This is a genomic window from Streptomyces sp. NPDC051921, assembly GCF_040680975.1.
Taxonomy (GTDB): domain Bacteria; phylum Actinomycetota; class Actinomycetes; order Streptomycetales; family Streptomycetaceae; genus Streptomyces.
On sequence record NZ_JBFAXU010000001.1, the window covers coordinates 506,256 to 526,342 of the forward strand.

Genomic DNA, 20,087 nt, shown 5'->3' on the forward strand with positions numbered 1-20,087 from the left:
CGGGAGCAGCCCCCGCGGTCATCTGCCGCCCAGCGCCCGCCGCTTCAGCCTCAGCGCGCGGCGGGCCAGGCGGCGCAGGCCCGGGTGCCGGGGGACCGGCAGGCCGCCGGGAAGGCCGAGCGAGGTGAGCCGGCGGCGGGTGAAGTGGTGCCGCGTGGGTGCGGCGAGAGGGCCGGACAGATGCCGTACGGCCGCCTCCCGCAGGTCCGGTCGGACCTTCGGCTGCATCGCGAAGCCGACCGCGGTGACCAGGCTCTCCAGCTGGGGCAGGCCCATCGGTTCCCGGCCGGACCCCTCCAGGTCGGGGACCAGCGCGTCCACGAGGACCACGGGCACCCGGTTGCTGTTCTGGTACGGCGAGAGCCGGGTGAGCAGGGACCGGGTGCCGACCCGGGCGGCCTCGATGCCGTAGAAGGCGCTCGCGGTGAACAGCGCGGTGGAGAAGCAGCCCACCACGAGCGCGGGCCGCAGCTCGCGGTAGAGCACCTCGGCGAGCACCGGCCGGTCCAGGACGGTCAGCTCGGCGCCGAGCGCCTCCGCCTCCCGTACGAGCGCCTTCGACCAGGCGTCGGGGGCCGTCGGGTGCGGCTTGAAGACGAGGCGGCGGTGACCGCGGGCGACCGCGCCGCGGACCATGCGCAGGTGCAGTTCCCCCTCCTCCTCGGGGGTGAGGAGGGAGAGCGCCGCCAGGTACTGGCCGAGCAGCAGGGCGGGGCCCTCCTCGGTGGCCGCGGGGCCCGAGAGCTCTTCCACGACCTTGGTGAAGGCCGCCGTCGGCACGGTCTCGGGGACCGCCCCGAACTCGGCCAGCAGTAGCGGCGCGAGTCCCGGCACCAGGTCCAGGTGGAGCAGTCGGCGCACCCGCTCGCCGACCAGCGGGTCGATCTTGTTGCGGGTGGGGCCGTAGCTCATCAGCCCGTCCGCGTACACGTCGATCGGCGCGTCCGGGAAGAGCTGGGCGATCGTGAGGGCGGGTGCCACCTGGAGGGACTCCACGACGAGTTCGACCCGGTCGGTGCCGAGTGCCCAGAGCCGCCGCAGATGCCGCTGGAGCAGCGGCAGGTCGTCCGGGCGGGGCGTCCAGCCGCCCGGGTGGAGCGGCTCGATCGTCTCGTTCCAGTTCAGCACCTCGTCGAAGCGGCCGCGCAGCCGCTCGAAGCCGGGCATCCGGTCCAGCGCGGTGGTCGTCTCGGGCACGGCCGCGTTCGTCGAGACGAGCAGCACGCGCCGGCCGGCCGGACGGAAGCAGCCGCTGTCGATCGCGGCGGCCAGGGTGGCCGCCCCGTAGAGGGTGGAGGCGTAGAAGATCTGCGTGGTGCCGCCGTTCATGCCGCCGTCACCTCCGAGGAGGCCGGGGCCGGAGCGGCCTGCGCCGGGGCAGAAGCGTCCGGGGCCGGGGCGGTCGGAGCCGGGGCCGGACGGCGGCGCTTGAGCCGGCGCAGCGGGGCCGCGCGGTCCGCGCCCATCGCCGTCAGCGCCTCCGCGAGGACGTCCTGCGGCATCCGCCGCAGCGCCCCCGCGCTCATGGCCCGCAATTTCCGTCCCACTCCCGGTTCGAATTTGGCCATGTTTCCGATGTGGTGGGAAATCACTGCGCAATAGGTCCGCACGGCCTTGGGCAACAGCCGGTCCGCATCCGCATCTTTCTTCGTATCCTCGATCACCTGATCGAAAGCCCGAATGAAATCGAGCTGCCGCACGTCCCCGACCTGGGTCAGCGAGTTGGCGACACCGCGCCGGTAGAAGATTCCGAGATCACTGGTGACCGCGAAGGATTCCGCCTCCCGGTGCAGCCGCCAGATCCACGGCCGGTCCTCGGCCGTCCGCAGCCCGTGCGGGAAGTGCAGCAGGCCCCGGTCGAGCAGCCGTCGGTGGTACATCCCGGCCCAGGCGTACGGGTAGTCCACCGAGGTCGTCCGGTCGGCCGGCAGGATCGCGTCCCGCGGCCGCAGCAGCTCGTGCCGGCGCCCGACCGGCGCCCGCCGCACCGACCGGTTCCGGCCGGTCACCCGGACGTGGTCGGTGCGCAGGAAGTCGCAGTCCAGCTCGTCCATGGTCGCGACCAGGCCCGCGTAGAAACCGGGGGAGAGCCAGTCGTCCCCGTCGAGGAAGGCCAGGTAGCGGCCGCGGGCCGCGTCCAGGCCGGTGTTGCGGGCGGTTGCCAGCCCCTCGTTGCGCGGGTGCCGGACCAGCCTCGCCCCCGGGATCTCGCGCTCGGCCCGTGCCAGGAGCTCCGGAGTCCCGTCCGTCGAACAGTCGTCGACCAGCAGGAACTCGAAGTCCTCGCGGGCGTTCGCACGCAGGCTTCTGAGGGTGTCGGGGGCGTATGTCTGCACGTTGTAGAACGGCACGACGACGGAGAGCTTGACCACGCGGCCGACGCTAGGCGCCGCCCCGGCATTAGTCCTGACCGACAAGGGGATGCCCGGTGAACACGAAGCGGCGGGCCTCTTAACCACCCCGCATCAGCCCCCCTTCCTGTCCGTTTCCCGCAATGCGTCATGGTGCTGTTAACCATTTGTTGTGGCCCAGTTGGGCCGCGAATCCCCCTTCCCTTCTAGCGTCCTCGACGTGCCATCACGTACCGAACGAGCGGCGCGCGTCGCCGTCCTCGCCGACTCCGACACCCGGTGGAAATGGGGCGTGCTCACCGCACGCAGAATCACCGCGGAAAGCGCCGAGAACGAAGATCCCCAGGGATTCGTGCTGCGCGGCCGCGCCACCCCCACCACCCGCCAGCTCGCCGAGACCGCGGTGTCCGACACCGCCCCGCGCGAGGTGACGGGGACGGAGTTCCTGCGCGAGGTCCGGGACGCGGCGGCGCGCGGCGAGGGCTACGACGTCATCGTCCTCGCCCTGGTCGGCGGCACCGTCCGCGCCATGCTCCACGGTCTCGCCGAACTCTCCCTGCAGCGCCGCCCGGTGATCGTCACCGGCTACGTCGGCGTCGTCTACGAGAAGCTCGCCGACGGGCTCCTGCTGCGCCACGGCGCCGACGTCGTGCTCGCCAACTCCCGTCACGACGCCGACCGTTTCCGCGCCGTGTACGAGGGCGTCGGCGCCGACCCGGACGCCGTCGTCGAGGCCGCGCTGCCCTTCCTGGGCGGCGCCCCGTACACCCCCGAGCCCGGCCGCGACACCCTCGTCCTCGCCGCCCAGCCCTCCGTGCCCGTCACCAAGGCCGAACGCGCCTACGTGCTGCGCCGGCTGGTCGAGCACGCCCGGCGCCACCCGCAGCGCGAGGTGCTCCTCAAGCTGCGCTCCCGGCCCGGCGAGCACACCACGCACCTGGAGGAGTTCCCGTACCAGAAGCTGGTGCGCGACCTGCCGGTGCCGCCCAACTTCCGCCTCGTGTACGGGCACATGGGCGAGGTGCTGGACCGCACCGACCTGCTGGTCACCGTCTCCTCCACGGCCGCCCTCGAAGCCCTGCACCGGCGGATCCCGACCGCGGTCCTCACCGACCTGGGGGTCCGCGAGGCGCTCGGCAACCACCACTTCATCGGTTCCGGCCTCCTCACCTCCTTCGACCGGCTCGACAACGGCGCCGTACCGAAGCCGGACGAGGACTGGCTGTCCCGCCAGGGCGTGGGAGCCGCGGGACTGCCCGGCGCGATCCCGTACGAGAAGGCCTTCGACGCCGCCCGCGAGCGGGTCGCCGAGCTCCTCGACGGCCCCGCGCTGCCGCCGGTCGCCCCGTACTACACGTCCGAGACCGCCGGCGGCTACCTGCCCGGCATCCTCGCCCGCCACCGCCTCGACGTCACCGCGCCCGAGCCCCGCGAGAGCGGGGTGCGCCGGGTCGTCCGCGAGGCCGCGCGCGGCGCCTACCGCCACGGCGTGCAGCGCGTCGCCCCCGTCATCCGCCGCCTGGGAGAACTGTGATGCCCACCCCGACCGTGCTCGCCGTGATCCCCGCGCGGGGCGGCTCCAAGGGCGTCCCCGCCAAGAACGTCGCCGCCGTGGCCGGCGTCCCGCTGGTCGGCCGCGCCGTCCGTGCCTGCCTCGCGGCCCCGCACGTCACCGACGTCGTCGTCTCCACCGACGACTCCGGCATCGCCGCGGCCGCCCGCGCCTTCGGCGCGGAGGCGGTCCGGCGTCCCGCCGAACTCTCCGGGGACACCGCCACCAGCGAGTCGGCCGTCCTGCACGCGATGGACGCCTTCGAGGCCACCCACGGGCGCGCCGCCGACGTGGTCCTCCTCGTCCAGTGCACCAGCCCCTTCCTCACCGCGGACGAGGTCGACGAGACCGCCGCGAGGATCGTCTCGGGCGGGGCCGACACCGCCTTCACCGCCGCCCCCAGCCACGGCTTCCTGTGGAAGGACACGGCCGAGGGCGCCACCGGGGTCAACCACGACAAGGCCCACCGGCCGCGCCGCCAGGACCGCGAGGCCGAGTACCTGGAGACCGGTGCCGTCTACGCGATGGACGCCGGGGGCTTCCGCACCCACCGGCACCGCTTCTTCGGCCGCACCGCGCTCGTCGTCACGGACCCGGCCCGCGTGCTGGAGATCGACGACCCGCACGACCTGGCCCGCGCCCGCGCCCTCGCGCCGCTGCTCGACGAGGCCGCCACCCCGGCGCTCGCCGACGTCGACGCCGTGGTCCTCGACTTCGACGGCACGCAGACCGACGACCGCGTCCACATCGACGCCGACGGACGCGAGTTCGTCTCCGTGCACCGCGGCGACGGCCTCGGCATCGCCGCCCTGCGCAAGGCCGGCGTCCCGCTGCTCATCCTCTCCACCGAGGCGAACCCGGTCGTCGCCGCCCGCGCCCGCAAGCTGCGCATCCCCGTGCTGCACGGCGTGGACCGCAAGGACCTGGCCCTCAAGCAGTGGTGCGACGAGCAGGGAGTCGACCCGCAACGGGTGCTCTACGCCGGCAACGACGTCAACGACCTGCCCTGCTTCCACCTCGTCGGCTGGCCCGTCGCGGTGGGCAGCGCCCACGACTCCGTACGGGCCGCCGCCCGCGCGGTCACCCACACCCCCGGCGGCTCCGGAGCGATCCGCGAGATCGCCGCCTGGCTCCTCGGACCCGAGCTCCACATCCCCGAGCCCCACACCCCCGACGCATAAGGAACCACCATCATGACCAACCGCCTTCGCACCCTCGGCAGCAAGACCGCCGGCCCGGGTCAGCCCGTCTACATCACGGGTGAGATCGGCATCAACCACAACGGTGACCTGAACAACGCCTTCGCGCTCATCGACGTGGCCGCCGAGGCGGGCTGTGACGCCGTCAAGTTCCAGAAGCGCACCCCCGAGATCTGCACCCCGCGCGACCAGTGGGACATCGAGCGCGACACCCCCTGGGGCCGGATGACGTACATCGACTACCGCCACCGCGTCGAGTTCGGCGAGGACGAGTACCGCGCCATCGACGAGCACTGCAGGAAGCGCGGCATCGAGTGGTTCGCCTCCCCGTGGGACACCGAGGCCGTCGCCTTCCTGGAGAAGTTCGACGTCCCCGCGCACAAGGTGGCCTCCGCCTCCCTCACCGACGACGAGCTGCTGCGCGAGCTGCGCGCCACCGGCCGCACGGTGATCCTGTCCACCGGCATGTCCACCTCGAAGCAGATCCGCCACGCGGTCGAGGTCCTGGGCAGCGACAACATCCTGCTCTGCCACGCCACCTCCACCTACCCGGCCAAGGCCGAGGAGCTGAACCTGCGCGTCATCCAGACGCTGCAGGAGGAGTACCCGAACGTCCCGATCGGCTACTCCGGCCACGAGACCGGCCTGCAGACCACCCTCGCCGCCGTCGCCCTCGGCGCCGCGTTCGTCGAGCGCCACATCACCCTCGACCGCGCCATGTGGGGCTCCGACCAGGCCGCCTCCGTCGAGCCGCAGGGCCTGCAGCGCCTGGTCCGTGACATCCGCACGATCGAGACCGCCCTCGGCGACGGCGTCAAGAAGGTCTACGAGTCCGAGCTCGGCCCGATGAAGAAGCTCCGCCGGGTCCCGGGACTCGTCGCCGCATGACCGGCCGGCTGGCGTTCGTCGAGAGTCCGGTCCAGCTCCTGAACGTCCTGGAATGGGCCCACGCCGCGGCCCTCCGGGACGAACCGCCCCGCCTCGGCGCGGTCCCGCCCCAGCCGGACCGGCGTCGCAGCACGGCGGGCCCCGCTCCGACCCCGCCGGCGGATCCCTCGCCTGCACCCGCCGGCCTCACCGTGGTCGTGCTCTCGCCGACCGACCCCATGTCCCGCGGCCAGCTGCGCCGGATGGCGCAGCTGGCCAGGGACGAGGGGGTCACCGTGAAGTGGCAGGACGCGCGGCAGGGCAAGGGGGCCGTGGCGAAGACGCTCAGGGAGCTCGCGGGGCCGCTGCGCGCCGCCGAACGCGTCATCGTCGGAGACCCCTTCTCCCGCTACGTCCAGCTGCTGCTCGGCCTCTTCGGCCCCCACCGGGTCACCGTCGTCGACGACGGCACCGCCACCATGGAGTTCGCCGCCCAACTCGCGCGCGGCGAGCGCCTGGTGCGCTGGCACCGGCGGGGCAGCGGGGGCCCGCGCGAGCTGGTGCTCGCTCCGGTGACCTCGCTCGCCCGCCGCAAGCTCGCGCCGGGCCGCCGCCGCACCGTGGAGATCTTCACCTCGCTGCCCGTCGAGCCGCCGCCGGGCACGACCGTCACGGTCAACGACTTCGCCTGGACCCGGTCCCGCTTCGGCCCGCCCCGGCTCACCCGCGGCTCCGACCTGGTCGGCACCTCCCTGGTGGAGACCGGGGTCGTCGACCCCGACGAGTACCTGCGGGCCGTCACCGTCCTGGCCCGCACCCACGGCGCCACCCGTTACTTCGCCCACCGCCGCGAGAGCACCGACAAACTGCACCGCATCGCCGTCGAGACCGGCCTGGAGGTGGTCCGTCCCGACCTCCCGCTGGAGCTGATCGCCCGCCGCGGCCCCATCGGCCGCACGATCGTCAGCTTCCCCTCCACGGTCGTGCACACCCTGCCCCTGGCCCTCGTCGGCACCGGGGTGAAGGTCGCCGTGTGCGAGATCGCCCCCGAGTGGCTCCGCGAGAACGCCTCACCGCGCGCCCAGGGCTTCCTGGCGGGTGTCGCCGGCACCGCGACCCGTACCGAAAGACTCGAATTCGGGTAAGCGTACCCACAGAGGGTGACCGTCACGCCCGAGGAACGAGGTTTCTTTCCCCTAACGGGCTGAACTTTTCGTGATCAACGGGCAGTTGATCTCTCCGGGGGCCTACCCTTCAAAAGGTGAACCAGTTGAAGTCCCGTGAGCCCGGCCCCGGGGCGGCGCCCGCAGCGCTGCCCGGAACGCTGTCCGAACCCCTGCGTGCCGAACTGATCGCGTTCCGCAGGGACTTGCACATGCATCCCGAGCTCGGCAACCAGGAGTTCCGTACCACCGCCGCGCTCAAGACCCGCCTGGAGGCCGCCGGGCTGCGCCCGCAGGTGCTTCCTGGGGGCACCGGGCTCATCTGTGACATCGGGACGTGGGACCGCGGCCGGCCGATGCTGGCGATCCGCGCCGACCTGGACGCGCTGCCCATCCCGGACGTCAAGACGGTCTCCTACCGGTCCACCGAGCCGAACCGCGCCCACGCCTGCGGCCACGACGTCCACACGACGGCCGTTCTGGGCGCCGGGCTCGTGCTCGCCGAGCTGGACCGCCAGGGCAGGCTGCCCGCGGCCGTACGGCTGGTGTTCCAGCCCGCCGAGGAGGTGCTGCCGGGCGGCGCCGCCGACGCCATCGCCGCGGGCGTCCTGGACGGCGTCGGGCGGATCATCGCCGTGCACTGCGACCCGAGGGTCGACGCCGGCAAGATCGGCCTGCGGGTCGGGCCCATCACCTCCGCCTGCGACCGCCTGGAGATCACCCTCGACGGCCCCGGCGGCCACACCGCCCGCCCGCACCTGACCACGGACCTGGTCACGGCCGCCGCCCGGGTCGCCGTCGACGTCCCCGCGGTCCTGGCCCGCCGGGTGGACGCCCGCTCCGGCCTGTCCGTCACCTGGGGCCGCATCGAGGCCGGCCACGCGCCGAACGTCATCCCGCAGCACGCCGAGCTCTCCGGCACCGTCCGCTGCCTCGACCTGCCCGCCTGGCGCGACGCCCCCGACCTGGTGCACGCGGCGATCGACGAGGTCGCCACCCTCCACCGGGCCAAGTCGACCGTCGAGTACGTCCGCGGCGTGCCGCCGGTCGTCAACGACCCGGTCATCGTGGAGCTGCTCCGCGACGCGATGTCCGCCCGGCGCGGACCGTACGCGATCGAGGACACCGAGCAGTCCCTCGGTGGCGAGGACTTCTCCTGGTACCTGGAGCACGTGCCCGGCGCCATGGCCCGGCTCGGCGTCCGCGCCCCCGGCGACACCCGCGTCCGCGACCTGCACGCGGGCGACTTCGATGTGGACGAGCGGTCCATCGGGGTGGCCGTGGAGCTCTTCACGGCGGCGGCGCTCATCGACGGCGCGCCGAAGGTCTGATCCGGTTCGTGGTCCGACGCGCCGATCCCGTGTTGGAGCAACTGCCGAAATCCGGACTTTAAGTACGACTTATAGGGTGGCCGGACTGCGTTCATCCGTCCGGCCCCAGCCCTCGGCGTGTCGATTCGGGGCCCGGCCCGTAGGCCCGCACCAGCGTGTATGACGGGCCGTATCGGGCCGGACGCCACGGGTTGCCTGTTGGCCGGTTCGCGTCGATCCGATAACGACTCATGAACGGGTCTTTAACTGACATCTACGCGCGTTACGATCGCCGCGAAACCAGCGCCGGAAGAGGCGCTTTCGGTCAGTCTTGAAGGGACCCTCCTCTTGCGCCGGATCACCAGGATCACCACCGTGGGCATCGCCTCCGCGGCGCTCGCGCTGTCCGCCACCGCGTGCGGCAAGTCGTCGACGGACTCCGGTTCGAGCTCCAGCAGCTCCAGCGCCGGTGCCACCAAGGCCGCCATCGCCTACGACATCGGCGGTCGCGGCGACCAGTCCTTCAACGACGCCGCCTACGAGGGCCTGAAGAAGGCCGAGGACGACCTCGGCGTCAAGGGCGCCGAGGCCGAGCCGTCCGCGGGTGAGGGCGACGCCGACAAGGTGCAGCGCCTCACCGCGCTGGCCCGCGCCGGCAACAACCCGGTCATCGGTGTCGGCTTCGCCTACGCCCCGGCCATCGAGAAGGTCGCCAAGGCCTACCCGAAGACCACCTTCGGCCTGATCGACGACACGTCGAAGACCGGCAAGAACATCGCCAACCTGGTCTTCAACGAGGAGCAGGGCTCCTACCTGGCCGGTGTCGCCGCCGCCAAGGCCACCAAGTCCAACAAGGTCGGCTTCATCGGCGGTGTCGAGGTTCCGCTGATCAAGAAGTTCGAGGCGGGCTTCACCCAGGGCGTCAAGGACACCAACCCGAAGGTCGAGGTGCTCACCCAGTACCTGACCCAGCCGCCGAACTTCGACGGCTTCTCGAAGCCGGACCTCGGCAAGGCCGCCGCGCAGGGCCAGCTCGACAAGGGCGCCGACGTGATCTACGCGGCCGCCGGTCTCGCCGGCTCCGGCGCGATCGAGGCCACCGCCAAGGCCGGCAAGTGGGCCATCGGTGTGGACTCGGACCAGTACAACCAGAAGGGTCTGGCCGCCTACAAGGACCACATCCTGACCTCGGTCACCAAGGACGTGTCGGACTCCGTCTACAACCTGATCAAGTCGGTCAAGGACGGCAAGCCGCAGAGCGGTGAGATCCGCTACGGCCTCGCCACGGACGGCGTCGGCCTGGCCGACTCCAACCCGGCGTACACCAAGATGACCGACGTGACCGCCGCTGTCGAGCAGGCGAAGAAGGCCATCATCGACGGCAAGATCACGGTCAAGACCGCGCCGTAACGGCGCCCAGGTCAGACCTGAACCGAGGGCCCGGCGACGGTGGGACGCCCCCACCGGAGCCGGGCCCCGGACCCATTCCCGTACGGGTTTTCAATTTTCGGCAGTGCTACGCGTGTAGATGTCCCAGCGGCACGATAACTTCGCCCCGCCCTGCCCGTCCGCTCCCGCTCCTTCCGGCCAAGGAGAGTGCGCCATCAACGCGTCCAGCCCCCCTGCCGTAGAACTCCACGGCATCACCAAGCGCTTCCCCGGCGTCGTCGCCAACAAGGACATCGCCATCACCGTCCGCAAGGGCACCGTGCATGCCCTCATCGGCGAGAACGGTGCCGGCAAGTCGACCCTGATGAAGATCCTCTACGGCATGCAGAAGCCGGACGAGGGCACCATCGCCATCGACGGCGAGCAGGTCAGCTTCTCCAGCCCCGGCGATGCCATCGCGCGCGGCATCGGCATGGTGCACCAGCACTTCATGCTCGCCGACAACCTCACCGTCCTGGAGAACGTCGTCCTCGGCGGCGAGAAGCTCTACGGCATCGGTGCCAAGGCCCGCAAGAAGATCAAGGAGATCTCCGAGGCGTACGGCCTCGGCGTCCGCCCCGACGCGCTGGTCGAGGACCTCGGCGTCGCCGACCGGCAGCGCGTGGAGATCCTCAAGGTCCTCTACCGCGGCGCCAAGATCCTCATCCTCGACGAGCCGACCGCCGTGCTGGTCCCGCAGGAGGTCGACGCGCTCTTCGACAACCTGCGCGAGCTCAAGGCCGAGGGCCTGACCGTCATCTTCATCTCGCACAAGCTGGGCGAGGTCCTGAAGGTCGCCGACGACATCACCGTCATCCGCCGCGGCACCACCGTGGGCACCGCCGACCCGAAGACCGCCACCACCAAGCAGCTCGCCGAGCTGATGGTCGGTACCGAGCTGCCGTCGCCGGAGACCCGCGAGTCGACCGTCACCGACGTGCCCATGCTCCGCGTCCAGGGGCTGACGCTGACCGAGGCCGGCGCCGCGGCCGCCGCGCCGCTGACCACGGCCGCGCCGCCGGACCCGTCCGGCGCGGTCGGGGTGCAGGAGGTCGGCGAGGGCCGCAAGCTCCTCGACGACATCGCCCTGACCATCCACAAGGGCGAGATCCTGGGCATCGCCGGCGTCGAGGGCAACGGCCAGACCGAGCTCATCGAAGCCCTCATGGGCATGAACAGCCCCGACGCGGGTGTCATCACCCTCGACGGCGACGACATCTCGGCGCTCTCGGTGCGCAGGCGCCGCGAGGGCGGCATCGGTTACATCCCCGAGGACCGTCACCGCCACGGCCTGCTCCTCGAGGCCCCGCTCTGGGAGAACCGCATCCTCGGTCACGTCACCGAGGCGCCCAACTCCAAGCGCGGCATCCTCGACCCGAAGGCCGCCCGCAAGGACACCGAGCGGATCGTGCGCGAGTACGACGTCCGCACCCCCGGCATCGACGTCACCGCCGCCTCCCTGTCCGGCGGCAACCAGCAGAAGCTGATCGTCGGCCGCGAGATGAGCCACGCCCCGAAGTTCCTGATCGCCGCCCACCCCACGCGCGGTGTGGACGTCGGCGCCCAGGCGCAGATCTGGGACGCGATCCGCGACGCCCGCCGCGAGGGCCTGGCCGTGCTGCTGATCTCCGCCGACCTCGACGAGCTCATCGGCCTGTCCGACACCCTCAAGGTCATGTACCGCGGCAAGCTCGTCGCGGACGCCGACCCCGCCACCATCACGCCCGAGCAGCTGGGCTCCGCCATGACCGGCGCGGCCACCGGCCAGCTCGAAGGCACCGAAGAGCAGCCCGAAGACGGTGACGCCCGATGATGAAAATCGACAAGGACAAGCTGATCATCGGGGCCGCGGGCCCGGTGCTCGCCCTGGTCACCTCGTTCGTGCTCACCGTGCTGGTGCTGCTCGCGACCGGCCTCGACCCCATCGAGCCGATCCGGCTGATGATCGAGAACGCCGGGTACTCCGATATCCAGGTCCTGATCGTCAACTACACCGGAATCCTCTACCTGGCGGCGCTCGCCGTCGCCATCGGCTTCCGGATGAACCTCTTCAACATCGGCGTCGACGGCCAGTACCGGCTCGCCGCGATGGTCTCCGCCCTGGTCGGTGCCTCGATCGAGCTGCCCGGCCCGCTGCACATCCTGGTGATCGTGCTCGTCGCGATCCTCACCGGCGCCTTCTGGGCCGGCATCGCCGGCATCCTGAAGACCACCCGCGGTGTCTCCGAGGTCGTCTCGACGATCATGCTCAACGCGATCGCGACCTCTCTGGTGGCCTGGCTGATCCTGCCGAAGAACTTCGGCGTCCAGCCGGAGGGCTCCAACAACCTCACCACCGGTGAGATCTCCGAGTCCGGCTGGTTCCCGGGCATCGACATGGGCGAGGGCAACGGAGAGATCTACGGCTTCACCTTCGTCGCCCTGGCGCTCGGCGTCGTCTACTGGTTCGTCCTCAACCGGACCAAGTTCGGCTTCGACCTGCGCGCCACCGGCGCCAGCGAGTCCGCCGCCCAGGCGAGCGGTGTCGACGCCAAGAAGATGATCCTCACCTCGATGCTGCTCTCCGGCGCCCTCGCCGGTCTGTCCGGCATGCCGACCCTGCTCGGCGAGACCCACACCTACAGCCTCGACTTCCCCGTCGGCGTCGGCTTCACCGCCATCACCGTCGCCCTGCTCGGCCGCAACCACCCGGTCGGCATCCTCTTCGCGGCCCTCCTGTTCGCCTTCCTGGAGAAGGCGTCGTCGTCGCTCGACGTCGCGGGCTATCCGAAGGAGATCACGCAGATCATGCAGGGCATCATCGTGATCGCCGTGGTCGTCTCCTACGAACTCGTCCGCCGTTACGGCCTCCGCCGCCAGCAGCAGAAGGTCGGCGAGGAACTCGCCGCCGGCGGCGCCATCAAGACCGACAAGGAGGTTGCGGCATGAGCACGGGCACCGCCACCAAGCCGAGCGCCGCGCCCAAGAAGGCGGGCGGCCGCCGCAAGCTGACCTGGCCCTGGATCCTGTTGATCGTCGCGGCCGGTCTCGTCCTGTTCTCCCTGGTCCGGGTCGTCTCCGGGGCCAACGACCTCACCTCGGTCGGCCAGGTCTCCGGCGCGCTCCAGCTCGCCGTGCCGATCGGCCTCGCCGGTCTCGGCGGTCTGTGGTCCGAGCGCGCGGGCGTCGTCAACATCGGTCTCGAGGGCATGATGGTCCTCGGCACCTGGTTCGGCGCCTGGGCCGGCTACCAGTGGGGTCCGTGGACCGGTGTCCTCGTCGGTCTGCTCGGCGGTGCGCTGGGCGGCCTGCTGCACGCGATCATCACCGTCACGTTCAACGTGAACCACATCGTCTCCGGTGTGGCGATCAACATCCTCGCGGTCGGCTTCACCCAGTACCTGTCGAACTTCACGTTCGCCGAGGCCGAGGGCGGCTCCTCCAAGCAGTCCCCGCGCATCGACCAGATCACCGAGATCACCATCCCGGGCCTCTCGGACTGGCTGCAGGACCTCCAGGCCAAGCACTGGTTCCTGATCTCCGACCTGGCCGGCATCGTCGGCGGTCTGGTGACCAACCTGTCGCTGCTGACCGTGGTCGCGATCCTGCTGATCCCGGGCACCTGGTGGGTGCTGTGGCGCACGGCCTTCGGCCTGCGGCTGCGCTCCTGCGGTGAGAACCCGGTGGCGGCCGAGTCCCTCGGCGTGAACGTCTACAAGTACAAGTACATCGCCGTCACCGTCTCCGGCGCCCTCGCGGGCCTCGGCGGCGCGTTCCTGGCGATCGTCTCCACCGGCATCTACCAGGAGGGCCAGACCGGCGGTCGCGGTTACATCGGTCTCGCCGCGATGATCTTCGGCAACTGGATGCCGGGCGGCATGGCGATGGGCGCCGGCCTGTTCGGCTTCACCGACAGCCTGAAGCTGCGCGGCGGCGCCGAGAACGTCCACGCGCTGCTGCTGCTCGTCGCCCTGCTCCTGGTGATCGCCGCGCTGTGGCAGATGTACCGGAAGAAGTGGGTGGTCGCCGCGATCGGCGCCGTCTTCGCCGTCGGCTTCTTCTTCTGGTACGTGCTGACCGACGAGGTCCCGAGCCAGTTCGTCGACGCCGCCCCGTACGTCACCACGCTGCTCGTGCTGGCCCTGTCGGCGCAGCGGCTGCGGATGCCGAAGGCGGACGGTCTGCCGTACCGGAAGGGCCAGGGCAAGTGACCCCGGCCGCCCCCGAGCCGGACTGGGAGCTGCTGCGGACGACGGCGCGCCGGGTGATGTCCCGGGCCTACGCCCCGTACTCCGGCTTCCCGGTCGGCGCGGCGGCGCTCGTCGACGACGGGCGGGTGGTCGCCGGCTGCAACGTGGAGAACGCCTCGTTCGGACTCGGGCTGTGCGCCGAGTGCGGCCTGGTGTCGGAGCTCCAGGCGACCGGCGGCGGCCGGCTGACGCACTTCGTGTGCGTGGACGGCAGCGGCGGCCCGCTGGTGCCGTGCGGCCGGTGCAGGCAGCTGCTGTACGAGTTCGGGGGACCCGAGCTCGTCCTGGAGACGCCCGCCGGGTTCACGACGCTGGCCGAGATGCTGCCGCAGGCCTTCGGCCCGGACCACCTGTCGAAGTAGTACCGAGGAGCGGCCCTTCCGCCACCATGGAGGGGCCGCTCCCGTCTTCCTCCCCGCACCACCCTCTATGCGCGTAGAAAGAGGCACCACCATGGACGTCATCTCCGTCATCCGCACCAAGCGGGACAAGGGCGAGCTGAGCCCGGAGCAGATCGACTGGGTCATCGACGCCTACACCCGCGGCGTGGTCGCCGACGAGCAGATGTCCGCCCTGGCCATGGCCATCCTGCTGAACGGCATGAACCGCGACGAGATCGCCCGCTGGACCGCCGCGATGATCGCGAGCGGCGAGCGCATGAACTTCGACGCGCTCTCCCGCCCCACCGCCGACAAGCACTCCACCGGCGGCGTCGGCGACAAGATCACCCTGCCGCTCGCCCCGCTGGTCGCCGCGTGCGGCGCGGCCGTCCCGCAGCTCTCCGGCCGCGGCCTCGGCCACACCGGCGGAACCCTCGACAAGCTGGAGTCGATCCCGGGCTGGCGCGCGCTGCTCTCCAACGAGGAGATGCTGCACGTCCTCGACACGACCGGCGCGGTGATCTGCGCGGCGGGCGACGGCCTGGCGCCGGCGGACAAGAAGCTCTACGCGCTCCGCGACGTCACGGGCACGGTCGAGGCCATCCCGCTCATCGCCTCCTCGATCATGTCGAAGAAGATCGCCGAGGGCACCGGCTCCCTGGTCCTGGACGTGAAGGTCGGCACCGGCGCCTTCATGAAGAACATCGAGGACGCCCGCGAGCTCGCCTCCACCATGGTCGCCCTCGGCACGGACAGCGGCGTCAAGACGGTCGCCCTGCTCACCGACATGTCGACGCCGCTCGGCCTCACCGCCGGCAACGCGCTCGAGGTCCGCGAGTCGGTCGAGGTCCTCGCGGGCGGTGGCCCGGCGGACGTCGTCGAGCTCACCGTCGCCCTCGCCCGCGAGATGCTGGCCGCGGCCGGCATCAAGGACGCCGACCCGGCGAAGGCCCTCGCGGACGGCTCCGCGATGGACGTCTGGCGCCGCATGATCGCCGCCCAGGGCGGCGACCCGGACGCCACCCTCCCGGTCGCCCGCGAGCAGCACGTCGTGACGGCCCCGTCCTCCGGCGTCCTGACCCGCCTCGACGCCTACGACATCGGCATCGCCGCCTGGCGCCTCGGCGCCGGCCGCGCCCGCAAGGAGGACCCGGTGCAGGCCGGTGCCGGCGTCGAGCTGCACGCCAAGCCGGGCGACACCGTCACCGCGGGCCAGCCCCTCCTGACCCTCCACACGGACACCCCGGAGAAGTTCGAGTACGCCCTGCAGTCCCTGGACGCGGCCTGGGACATCGCCCCGGAGGGCACGTCCTTCACGCCGAACCCGATCGTGCTGGACCGCATCGCGTGACGCCGTGATCGCCTCTGGCATGTGCCGGTGACGCCTTCGGGCGAACGGGGTCGATGGACGTCCATCGACCCCGTTCGGCATGCTGGGACCGGTGACGCGCCGAGAGGGGAGACCGTCATGGGCGCACTCACCGTCGACCACTCCTCCCCCGGCTACGAGTGGACCGCCCCCAGCAGCCCCGGCAGCTCCCGCATGTGGCCGAAGACCCGCGTGCCCGGGCCCGCCAGCCGCTCCGCCCGGGTCAGACCCCCGCAGTAGCCGAAGGCGCGCATGCCGGCCGCGCGGGCCGCCCGGACACCGTACGCGCTGTCCTCGACGACCGCGCAGCGCTCCGGCGGCACCCCCATCGAAGCCGCCGCGTGCAGGAAGAGGTCCGGCGCCGGCTTCCCCCGGGCCACGTCGCGGGCACTGAAGACGCGGCCCTCGAAACGGTCCAGGAGGCCCGTGCGGGTCAGATTGCGGCGGATCGAGGCATGGCTGCCGTTCGAGGCCAGGCAGTACGGGACGGACAACGCGTCCAGGACCTCCGTGACGCCTTCGACCACCGTGAGCTCCGCGTCGAGCGCCTGCTCGTACAGGTCGCGGAAGGGGGCGTGCCAGTCCGCGGGGAGCGGGCGACCGCGGCGCTCCTCCACCAGCGCGGTCCAGATCTCCGTCGGGGAGCCCACGAAGTGCTCCACCAGCTCGGCCTCCGTGAAGTCGGCGCCCAGCTCCGCGAAGACCTGCCGGTCCACCCGGCAGTAGATCCGCTCGCTGTCCACCAGAACACCGTCACAGTCGAAGATCACCAGTTCGACGCGATCATGAGTCATGGCCCGAGCCTACGGGGCGATGAGTTCCGGGCACGCCAGCGGTCTGCCAGGTGTGGACACGTCTCGCACTCTTGAACTGCGGCTCTCCGGGCGGCCCGACCCGGACGACGTCGGCCGCCTCTGTGCCCTGCTCGACGCGGCCGAGCCCTGCCGCGTCGTCTGCGAGATCGGGGGACTCGTGCGGGCCGATCTCACCGCCGTGGACGCGCTCGCGCGGGTGCGGCTCGCCGCACGGCGGCGCGGCCACCGACTCGAGTTCCGGGGCGCCGCTCCGGAGCTGCGCGGGGTGCTCCGGCTCGTCGGGCTCGACGAGCTCCTGTGAGCGTCAGGCGTCGAGGCGCTCCGGGAGGTCGAACAGCGGGAACCAGCGCTTCGTGTCCAGGAAGAAGTCCATCCCGCCGATCTTCCCGTCGTTCAGCTGGAGGACGATCAGCGCCCACGGCGCGAAGCCGCCCTCCGGGTCCGGGTGGTAGTGCGCGAAGGCCGGCTGGCCGTTCGCCACGGTCGGCACGAGCTTCGAGCCGCGGCACACCTCGCCGACGCCGAGCATCCAGCCCACGATGTCCTCGTGGCCGCGCAGCCACAGGTCGTAGGGCGGCATGGACATCGTCGCGTCCTCGTGGAGGAGCGCCGTCAAGGCCTGCATGTCGTAGCCCTCGAAGGCGGCCACATAGCGGTCGAGCAGGGCCTTCTGCTCCTCGTCCAGCGGGTCCGCGGCGTCCGACGCGGCCGGGGCCTGGTCCGCGATGGTCGCACGGGCCCGCTGCAACGCGCTGTTGACCGCGGCGACGGTGAGACCCAGCAGCTCGGCCACCTCGCTCGCCTTCCAGGCGAGCACCTCGCGCAGGATCAGCACCGCCCGCTGCTTCGGCGGCAGATACTGCAGGGCGGCCACGAACGCCAGCCGCACCGTCTCGCGCGAGACCGCGGTCTCCGCCGGGTCGGCCACCGAGGGCAGCACGCGGCCGTCCGGCACCGGCTCCAGCCAGGTGACCTCCGGGCGCTCGTTGAGCCGGGCCTGCGCGACCGGCGTCGGGTCCGTCAGATCCATCGGACGGGCCCGCCGATTGCCCGCGGTGAGCGAGTCCAGGCACACGTTCGTGGCGATCCGGTACAGCCACGAGCGGAGGGAGGAGCGGCCCTCGAAGGAGTCGAGCGAGCGCCAGGCGCGGACCATCGTGTCCTGCACGGCGTCCTCCGCCTCGAAGGCGGAGCCCAGCATCCGGTAGCAGTAACCGGTCAGCTCCGTGCGGTACTTCTCCAGGTCCTCGGTCATCTGCGCAGCCACCGGTCCACCCCGCTCGCCCCTCACCGGCGCCCGTTCGACGCCGATGAGGGGAAGCTACCGCAGGCCACTGACAACCGGGGCCGGTTCCCGTCAGGTGCCCGGCTTGCGCCCGTACACGAACACGTCGTCACCGTTGCGGAGCAGGCTCCAGTACGCCTTGGCGTCCTTCTGCGTCATGTTGACGCAGCCGGCCGAACCCGGCGGGTTCCACATCGACTTGGTGACCGAGTGGAAGGCCTGGCCGCCGTCGAAGAACTGCGCGTACGGCATCGACACGTGGTAAAGCGTCGACCAGTGGTTGATGTTGCGCCAGTAGATCTTCTTCGCGCCGGTCCGCGTCTCGGAGCCGTCCCGGCCCGTGCGCACCGGCACCGGGCCGTACTTCAGCTTGGAGCCGTCCTGGATCCAGCTGAGCTGGCGGGTCAGGTCGACACAGGCGATCCGGCCCTTGTTGGTCGGACACTTGCGGTCCTTGTTGGGATTGGTCCCGGCCGCGCGCTGCGCGAGCATCGTGGACATCGTCCGCCAGGTGATCGTCCCGGCGTACCCCTGGGTCGGGGTGATCCCGTGCTTGGCCTGGAAGGCCTGGATGGCCTTGCAGTCGGCGAGGGACTGCTTGCCGTCGACCGGCCGGCCGAGGAACTTCTCCACCTGCTTCTGGTACGGGCCGGTCGTGACGTTGCACGACGCGGCCTGTGCCGGCGTGGCGGCGAGCGCCACCGTCATGGGTACCACCAGAGACGTGACCGCGAGCCCGATGCCCGCGCGTCTGCGTATTCCGTTCATGATCGTCAACTCCCCCTAGAGTCCTGACCCGTTTGACGCTCGGGGGAGTCGAACAGTTGCAGTGCCTCAGGCCACCGTGGCCAGTCCGTGACGTCGGGCCTCCGCCCGCGCGCTGCGCGTCCCGTAGAGCGTGATCGACACGACCCCGAGTACCGCGACCAGACCGAGCAGGACCGTCCCGGCCCAGCCGCCCGCGTGGAAGGCCACCGCGCCGAGCGTGCCGCCCGCGCTGCTGCCCAGGTAGTACGCGGACTGGTAGAGCGCCGAGGCCTGCGCGCGGCCCGTCCTGGCCGTACGGCTCACCGAGGACGAGGCGACCGCGTGTCCCGCGAAGAAGCCGGCCGTGATCAGGACCAGCCCCGCGAGCACCGCGGGCAGCGCGTCGGCGAGCGAGAGCAGCAGGCCGGCCGTCGTCGTGGAGACCGCGAGGTAGAGCGCCCCGCGCCGGCCCATCCGGCCGACCAGCTTGCCGGCCGCGGCCGAGGAGACCGTACCGACCAGGTAGACGAGGAAGATCGAGCCGACCACGCCCTGCGGCAGCGAGAACGGCGCCTCGACCAGGCGGTAGCCGATCACCGTGTACACGGCGCCGAACACCGTCATGAACAGCGCGCCGATCGCGTACAGACGCAGCAGCAGCGGATCCGCGAGGTGCCCGCGGACGCTCCTCGCCAGCGCCCTCGGGGCGAGCGGGCCGGGGGTGAAGTGCCGCGCCTTCGGCAGCAGCGCCCGGAAGGCGAGCGCGCACACCGCGGCCATCAGGCCGACGGCCGCCAGACCGGCCCGCCAGCCCCACAGCTGGGCCACCCAGCCGGTGACGATCCGGCCGCTCATGCCGCCGATGGAGTTGCCCGCGACGAACAGGCCGATCGCCGCGACCAGCGCCCTCGGCCGCACCTCCTCGGCCAGGAACGCCATCGCCGAGGCCGGCACGCCGGCGAGGGCGGCGCCCTGCAGCGCGCGCAGCGCGACCAGGCTCTCCAGGTTCGGGGCCAGCGGCACGAGGAGGCCGACGGCGACGGCGACCGCGAGCGACACCGTCATCATCGAGCGGCGCCCGAAGCGCTCGGACAGCGCACTGAGGGGCAGGACGCACAGGGCGAGCGCGCCGGTCGCGGCGGACACCGTCCAGGAGGCGGCCGACGCGGTGGCGCCGAACGCGGCCGAGACGGCGGGGAGGAGCGCCTGCGTGGAGTAGAGGAGGGCGAAGGTGGCCACTCCGGCGGCGAACAGCGCGAGGCTCATCCGGCGGTAGCCGGGGGCGCCGGGGGCGAGACGGGACTCGGCGGGGCTGGATTCGGCGACCGTGCTGGTGGCGGCCGCCTTGGTACTGGCGTCAGGCATGTCTCGAACGTAGGACGCCCCGCTTCA

Annotated in this window: 18 protein-coding genes; 12 read left to right on the top strand and 6 right to left on the bottom strand. The window is 71.7% G+C overall.

Going from position 1 to position 20,087, the window contains the following annotated elements:
• Positions 1 to 18: 18 nt before the first annotated feature.
• Together AB0M16_RS02480 and AB0M16_RS02485 are read right to left on the bottom strand one after the other, a co-directional pair.
• Positions 19 to 1,329 (bottom strand): alpha-2,8-polysialyltransferase family protein, encoded by a 1,311-nt coding sequence (locus AB0M16_RS02480; protein ID WP_365337827.1) that lies wholly within the window; start codon positions 1,327 to 1,329, stop codon positions 19 to 21.
• Entirely contained in the window at positions 1,326 to 2,372 is a 1,047-nt protein-coding gene (locus AB0M16_RS02485; protein ID WP_365337829.1) for a glycosyltransferase family 2 protein, read from the bottom strand. The genes AB0M16_RS02480 and AB0M16_RS02485 overlap by 4 nt, the downstream gene beginning before the upstream one ends.
• A gap of 199 nt (positions 2,373 to 2,571) precedes the next feature.
• Here AB0M16_RS02485 and AB0M16_RS02490 point away from each other — a divergent pair, with 199 nt between their 5' ends.
• The 11 genes from AB0M16_RS02490 to AB0M16_RS02540 all read left to right on the top strand — a co-directional run bounded on the left by AB0M16_RS02490 (position 2,572) and on the right by AB0M16_RS02540 (position 15,830).
• A complete protein-coding gene (locus AB0M16_RS02490; RefSeq protein ID WP_365337831.1) occupies positions 2,572 to 3,885 on the top strand; it encodes a DUF6716 putative glycosyltransferase in 1,314 nt (437 codons plus the stop codon).
• On the top strand, positions 3,885 to 5,084 hold the full coding sequence (locus AB0M16_RS02495; protein ID WP_365337833.1) for an acylneuraminate cytidylyltransferase: 1,200 nt from the start codon (positions 3,885 to 3,887) through the stop codon (positions 5,082 to 5,084). The genes AB0M16_RS02490 and AB0M16_RS02495 overlap by 1 nt, the downstream gene beginning before the upstream one ends.
• 12 nt (positions 5,085 to 5,096) lie before the next feature.
• Complete coding sequence (locus tag AB0M16_RS02500; protein WP_365337835.1) at positions 5,097 to 5,990, top strand: N-acetylneuraminate synthase family protein; 894 nt, start codon at positions 5,097 to 5,099, stop codon at positions 5,988 to 5,990.
• Positions 5,987 to 7,114, top strand: coding sequence for a hypothetical protein (locus AB0M16_RS02505; protein ID WP_365337837.1), 1,128 nt, complete (start codon positions 5,987 to 5,989; stop codon positions 7,112 to 7,114). Before AB0M16_RS02500 ends, AB0M16_RS02505 begins: the two co-directional genes overlap by 4 nt.
• Before the next feature lie 116 nt (positions 7,115 to 7,230).
• Complete coding sequence (locus AB0M16_RS02510) at positions 7,231 to 8,463, top strand: amidohydrolase (protein WP_365337839.1); 1,233 nt, start codon at positions 7,231 to 7,233, stop codon at positions 8,461 to 8,463.
• Between the two features lie 327 nt (positions 8,464 to 8,790).
• Complete coding sequence (locus tag AB0M16_RS02515) at positions 8,791 to 9,852, top strand: BMP family ABC transporter substrate-binding protein (protein ID WP_365337841.1); 1,062 nt, start codon at positions 8,791 to 8,793, stop codon at positions 9,850 to 9,852.
• 118 nt (positions 9,853 to 9,970) lie between these two features.
• Complete coding sequence (locus tag AB0M16_RS02520; protein WP_365337843.1) at positions 9,971 to 11,683, top strand: ABC transporter ATP-binding protein; 1,713 nt, start codon at positions 9,971 to 9,973, stop codon at positions 11,681 to 11,683.
• Entirely contained in the window at positions 11,680 to 12,798 is a 1,119-nt protein-coding gene (locus AB0M16_RS02525; RefSeq protein ID WP_365337845.1) for an ABC transporter permease, read from the top strand. The genes AB0M16_RS02520 and AB0M16_RS02525 overlap by 4 nt, the downstream gene beginning before the upstream one ends.
• A complete protein-coding gene (locus AB0M16_RS02530; RefSeq protein WP_365337847.1) occupies positions 12,795 to 14,060 on the top strand; it encodes an ABC transporter permease in 1,266 nt (421 codons plus the stop codon). Before AB0M16_RS02525 ends, AB0M16_RS02530 begins: the two co-directional genes overlap by 4 nt.
• Positions 14,057 to 14,461, top strand: coding sequence for a cytidine deaminase (locus tag AB0M16_RS02535; RefSeq protein WP_365337849.1), 405 nt, complete (start codon positions 14,057 to 14,059; stop codon positions 14,459 to 14,461). The genes AB0M16_RS02530 and AB0M16_RS02535 overlap by 4 nt, the downstream gene beginning before the upstream one ends.
• A gap of 91 nt (positions 14,462 to 14,552) precedes the next feature.
• Entirely contained in the window at positions 14,553 to 15,830 is a 1,278-nt protein-coding gene (locus AB0M16_RS02540; protein ID WP_365337851.1) for a thymidine phosphorylase, read from the top strand.
• A 152-nt stretch (positions 15,831 to 15,982) separates the two neighbouring features.
• On the opposite strand, the gene AB0M16_RS02545 is transcribed toward AB0M16_RS02540, so the two are convergent.
• Positions 15,983 to 16,642, bottom strand: coding sequence for an HAD family hydrolase (locus tag AB0M16_RS02545; protein ID WP_365337853.1), 660 nt, complete (start codon positions 16,640 to 16,642; stop codon positions 15,983 to 15,985).
• A 19-nt stretch (positions 16,643 to 16,661) separates the two neighbouring features.
• On the opposite strand from AB0M16_RS02545, the gene AB0M16_RS02550 reads away from it, so the two are divergent.
• The gene (locus AB0M16_RS02550) at positions 16,662 to 16,964 is read left to right on the top strand and encodes an STAS domain-containing protein (RefSeq protein ID WP_365337855.1); all 303 of its coding nucleotides are present in this window, start codon (positions 16,662 to 16,664) and stop codon (positions 16,962 to 16,964) included.
• A gap of 3 nt (positions 16,965 to 16,967) precedes the next feature.
• Here the strand turns inward: AB0M16_RS02550 and AB0M16_RS02555 are convergent, their stop codons facing one another.
• The 3 genes from AB0M16_RS02555 to AB0M16_RS02565 form a co-directional block, all read right to left on the bottom strand.
• Entirely contained in the window at positions 16,968 to 17,918 is a 951-nt protein-coding gene (locus tag AB0M16_RS02555) for a sigma-70 family RNA polymerase sigma factor (RefSeq protein ID WP_365337972.1), read from the bottom strand.
• Between the two features lie 102 nt (positions 17,919 to 18,020).
• On the bottom strand, positions 18,021 to 18,716 hold the full coding sequence (locus AB0M16_RS02560) for a L,D-transpeptidase (RefSeq protein ID WP_365337857.1): 696 nt from the start codon (positions 18,714 to 18,716) through the stop codon (positions 18,021 to 18,023).
• Between the two features lie 66 nt (positions 18,717 to 18,782).
• Entirely contained in the window at positions 18,783 to 20,060 is a 1,278-nt protein-coding gene (locus AB0M16_RS02565; RefSeq protein ID WP_365337859.1) for an MFS transporter, read from the bottom strand.
• Positions 20,061 to 20,087 lie beyond the last annotated feature (27 nt).

Bases quoted from the DNA above. Each gene is read 5' to 3' on its own strand.
- AB0M16_RS02520 (WP_365337843.1), top strand. From the start codon at position 9,971: ATGTCCCAGCGGCACGATAACTTCGCCCCGCCCTGCCCGTCCGCTCCC.
- AB0M16_RS02560 (WP_365337857.1), bottom strand. From the start codon at position 18,716: ATGAACGGAATACGCAGACGCGCGGGCATCGGGCTCGCGGTCACGTCT.
- AB0M16_RS02545 (WP_365337853.1), bottom strand. From the start codon at position 16,642: ATGACTCATGATCGCGTCGAACTGGTGATCTTCGACTGTGACGGTGTT.
- AB0M16_RS02505 (WP_365337837.1), top strand. From the start codon at position 5,987: ATGACCGGCCGGCTGGCGTTCGTCGAGAGTCCGGTCCAGCTCCTGAAC.
- AB0M16_RS02480 (WP_365337827.1), bottom strand. From the start codon at position 1,329: ATGAACGGCGGCACCACGCAGATCTTCTACGCCTCCACCCTCTACGGG.
- AB0M16_RS02555 (WP_365337972.1), bottom strand. From the start codon at position 17,918: ATGACCGAGGACCTGGAGAAGTACCGCACGGAGCTGACCGGTTACTGC.
- AB0M16_RS02550 (WP_365337855.1), top strand. From the start codon at position 16,662: ATGAGTTCCGGGCACGCCAGCGGTCTGCCAGGTGTGGACACGTCTCGC.
- AB0M16_RS02530 (WP_365337847.1), top strand. From the start codon at position 12,795: ATGAGCACGGGCACCGCCACCAAGCCGAGCGCCGCGCCCAAGAAGGCG.
- AB0M16_RS02565 (WP_365337859.1), bottom strand. From the start codon at position 20,060: ATGCCTGACGCCAGTACCAAGGCGGCCGCCACCAGCACGGTCGCCGAA.
- AB0M16_RS02540 (WP_365337851.1), top strand. From the start codon at position 14,553: ATGGACGTCATCTCCGTCATCCGCACCAAGCGGGACAAGGGCGAGCTG.
- AB0M16_RS02525 (WP_365337845.1), top strand. From the start codon at position 11,680: ATGATGAAAATCGACAAGGACAAGCTGATCATCGGGGCCGCGGGCCCG.
- AB0M16_RS02495 (WP_365337833.1), top strand. From the start codon at position 3,885: ATGCCCACCCCGACCGTGCTCGCCGTGATCCCCGCGCGGGGCGGCTCC.
- AB0M16_RS02500 (WP_365337835.1), top strand. From the start codon at position 5,097: ATGACCAACCGCCTTCGCACCCTCGGCAGCAAGACCGCCGGCCCGGGT.